The organism is Mesorhizobium abyssinicae (assembly GCF_049887195.1).
Classification (GTDB): Bacteria; Pseudomonadota; Alphaproteobacteria; order Rhizobiales; family Rhizobiaceae; genus Mesorhizobium; species Mesorhizobium abyssinicae.
Window position 1 is genome coordinate 1 of sequence record NZ_JARAKC010000064.1, and the last position, 3,441, is coordinate 3,441.

The 3,441-nt window shown below is 63.6% G+C and carries 3 protein-coding genes and 1 pseudogene; 1 reads left to right on the top strand and 3 read right to left on the bottom strand.

Annotation, left to right across the window (positions count from 1 at the left end; genetic code table 11):
* Positions 1-111 (top strand): annotated as a pseudogene (locus PU724_RS33515) (IS630 family transposase); the annotation flags it as partial.
* A gap of 44 nt (positions 112-155) precedes the next feature.
* Here PU724_RS33515 and PU724_RS33520 read toward each other — a convergent pair.
* The 3 genes from PU724_RS33520 to PU724_RS33530 all read right to left on the bottom strand — a co-directional run.
* Positions 156-1,811 carry an ABC transporter ATP-binding protein gene (locus PU724_RS33520; RefSeq protein WP_354425811.1) on the bottom strand — a complete coding sequence of 552 codons (1,656 nt, stop codon included), beginning with the start codon at positions 1,809-1,811 and terminating at the stop codon, positions 156-158.
* Positions 1,811-2,635: an ABC transporter permease gene (locus tag PU724_RS33525; RefSeq protein ID WP_354425813.1), complete on the bottom strand. Its 825-nt coding sequence runs from the start codon at positions 2,633-2,635 to the stop codon at positions 1,811-1,813. Before PU724_RS33525 ends, PU724_RS33520 begins: the two co-directional genes overlap by 1 nt.
* A 10-nt stretch (positions 2,636-2,645) precedes the next feature.
* The coding region (locus PU724_RS33530; protein ID WP_426213814.1) for an ABC transporter permease at positions 2,646-3,441 on the bottom strand (796 nt) is incomplete at its 5' end.

The following is a 3,441-nucleotide window of genomic DNA, read 5'->3' on the forward strand; positions in this document are numbered from 1 at the left end:
GCCGAACGGACAATCGCCGCGCTTTGGAACGCCGTCGGCACGGTCCTCGACCTGTTCACGCCGAACGAATGCGCCAACTACTTCAAAGCAGCCGGTTATGAACCAGATTAAACAGGACGTGCTCTAGAAATCCCGTCTTCGTCCAACTCAACGTGCTAGTTTCCCGCGCTGGCCATCTTCCGGCTGGCGATCACCTGTTCCAGCCATCCGATCTCCATTTCGGGGACTGAGGACAAGAGAAGGTCGGTATAGTCGTCGAAGGGCGGCGTCAGCACTTTGCTCTTAGCCCCGCAGCGCACCACCTCGCCGCGATACATCACCGCGATCGAATCGGCGATCGACTTCACCGTGGCGAGGTCGTGGGTGATGAACAGATAGGCGACGTTTTCCTCTTTCTGCAGCTCGAGCAGCAACTTCAGGATGCCATTGGCCACCAGCGGATCGAGCGCCGAGGTCACCTCGTCGCAGATGATCAGCTTCGGCTTGGCGGCAAGCGAGCGGGCGATGCAGACGCGCTGCTTCTGGCCGCCGGAAAGCTCGGCCGGGTAGCGGTCGATGAAACCCTTGCCCATTTCGATCTTGTCGAGCAGTTCGGCGACGCGGACGTCACGTTGCCTTCCACGCAGACCGAAATAGAACTCCAGCGGCCGGCCGATGATGGTGCCGACGGTCTGGCGCGGGTTCATCGCCACGTCGGCCATCTGATAGATCATCTGCAGCTGGCGCAGATCCTCCTTGGGCCGGTCGGCGAGCCGGTTGGCGAGCGGACGTCCATCGAAGGTGACGGTGCCCTCTTCGGGTGGCAGAAGGCCGGTGATGGCGCGCGCCAGGGTCGACTTGCCGGAGCCGCTCTCGCCGACAACCGCCAGCGTCTGGCCCGGAAAGATGTCGACCGAGACGTTCTTCAGCACCTTGATAGCGCCACCGCCATAGGCGGCCGTCACGTTCTTCACCGACAGCATCGGCGTCGTGCCCGGCTGTTGTTCGTGGTGCTCGATCTCATGCACCGAGACCAGCGCGTTGGTGTATTCTTGGCGCGGCTCCTTGATGATCTGGCGGGTGCCGCCCCATTCGACCAGCCGGCCGTGACGCAGCACCATGATCTCGTCCGACACCTGGGCGACGACGGCGAGGTCGTGGGTGATGTAAAGCGCCGCCACATGGGTGTCGCGGATGGCGTCCTTGATCGCAGCCAGCACGTCGATCTGGGTCGTCACGTCGAGCGCCGTGGTCGGCTCGTCGAAGACGATCAGGTCCGGGTCCGAGCACAGCGCCATCGCCGTCATCACGCGCTGCAGCTGGCCGCCGGACACCTGATGCGGGAAGCGCTGTCCTATCGTTTCCGAATTGGGCAGGCTGAGCTTCTTGAACAGTGCCACGGCACGCTTCTCGGCTTCCGCCCGCGTCGCCGTGCCGTGCAGCAGCGTGGCTTCCACCACCTGGTCCATCAGCTTGTGGGCCGGGTTGAAGGCCGCCGCCGCCGATTGCGCGACATAGCAGACCTCGCGGCCTCGCAGCTTGCGGAATCCCTCCTTGCCGCCTTTGAGGATGTCACGGCCGTTGAGGATCACCTCGCCGCCGGTGATACGCACCCCGCCGCGGCCATAGCCCATCGACGACAGGCCGATGGTCGACTTGCCGGCGCCGGACTCGCCGATCAGGCCGAGCACCTTGCCCTTCTCCAGCGTCAGCGAGACATCGTGGACAAGGGTTATCGTCTTCGGCTGCTCGCCGGGAGGATAAACCGTGGCCTCGATGCGCAGATTGCGGATGTCGAGCAGCAGGCCGGACTTCGCTTTGCTGTCAGCCATCACCCGCGTCCTCCCTTCAGGCTTGTCGTGCGGTTCAGCACCCAGTCGGCGACGAGGTTGACCGAGATCGCCAGTGCTGCGATCGCCGCCGCGGGGATCAGCGCGGCCGCAATGCCGAAGACGATCCCGTCCTTGTTTTCCTTGACCATGCCGCCCCAGTCGGCATCCGGCGGCTGCACGCCAAGGCCGAGGAAGGAGAGCGTCGACAAAAACAGCACCGCATAGATGAAGCGCAGGCCGAGCTCGGAAACCAGTGGCGACAGCGCGTTGGGCAGGATCTCGCGGAAGATGATCCAACCACTGCCCTCGCCGCGCAGCTTGGCCGCTTCGACGTAGTCCATGACATTGATGTCGACGGCCACCGCGCGCGACAGGCGATAGACGCGGGTCGAATCGAGGATGCCCATCACCAGGATCAGCGTCACCAGGTTGGACGGCAGCACCGAAAGCACGACGAGGCCCATGATCAGCGTCGGGATCGACATCAGGAGATCGACGAGGCGCGACAGCAGCGTGTCGAACCAGCCGCCGAGCACTGCCGCCGAGAAACCGAGGATTGCGCCGAGCGAGAAGGACAGCGCGGTGGCCAGCACGGCTATGAACAAGGTGATGCGGGCGCCGTAGATCATGCGCGACAACAGATCACGGCCGAGATTGTCGGTGCCCAGCCAATGGGCTGCCGACATCGGTTCCCAGACGTCGCCGACAATCTCGGCATTGTCATGCGGTGCGATCAATGGCGCGAAGATCGCCGCCAGCACGAACATCGCCGTCAGCACGATGCCGATCAGTGCCGGGATGGGAATGCGTTTTATGTCGAGCATGCCCGCCCCCTCACTTCGGATGCCTGAGACGCGGATTGGCGACGATCGCCGCAATGTCCGCGATGATGTTCAGGCTGATATAGACGGCGGCGAAGATCAGGCCGACCGCCTGCACCACCGGCACGTCGCGCTTGGTGACGTGATCGACCAGATATTGCCCCATGCCGGGATAGACGAAGATCACCTCCACCACGACGACCCCGACCACCAGATAGGCAAGGTTGAGCATGACGACGTTGATGATCGGCGCGATGGCGTTCGGGAAAGCGTGCTTTCGGATGACGGAGAAGGCCGAAAGTCCCTTCAACTCGGCCGTCTCGACATAGGCCGACTGCATGACATTGAGGATCGCGGCGCGGGTCATGCGCATCATGTGCGCAAGCACGACCAGTGTCAGTGCCGCCGCCGGCAGCGCGATCGCCTGCATGCGTTCGCCGAACGGCATGCCCTCATAGACGGTGGAGATGGCCGGGAACCATTGGTGCTGCACGGCGAAGTAGAAGACGAGCACATAGCCGATGAAGAATTCCGGGAACGAGGTCGAGGCCAGCGCCACGCCGGAGATCAGCTTGTCGACCCAGCCGTTGCGGTAACGCACCGCGATCAGACCGAGGATGATCGCCAGCGGCACGGCGACGATCGCCGCCCAGAAGGCGAGGAACAGCGTGTTCCACAGCCTGTCCTTGATCGATGTCGCAATGTCCTGCCCGCTCGACATGGCGGTGCCGAGATCGCCGGTGAGCACGCCGCCCAGCCAGTGGAAGTAGCGGAGATAGGCAGGCTGGTTCAGCCCGAGCTGCTCGCGC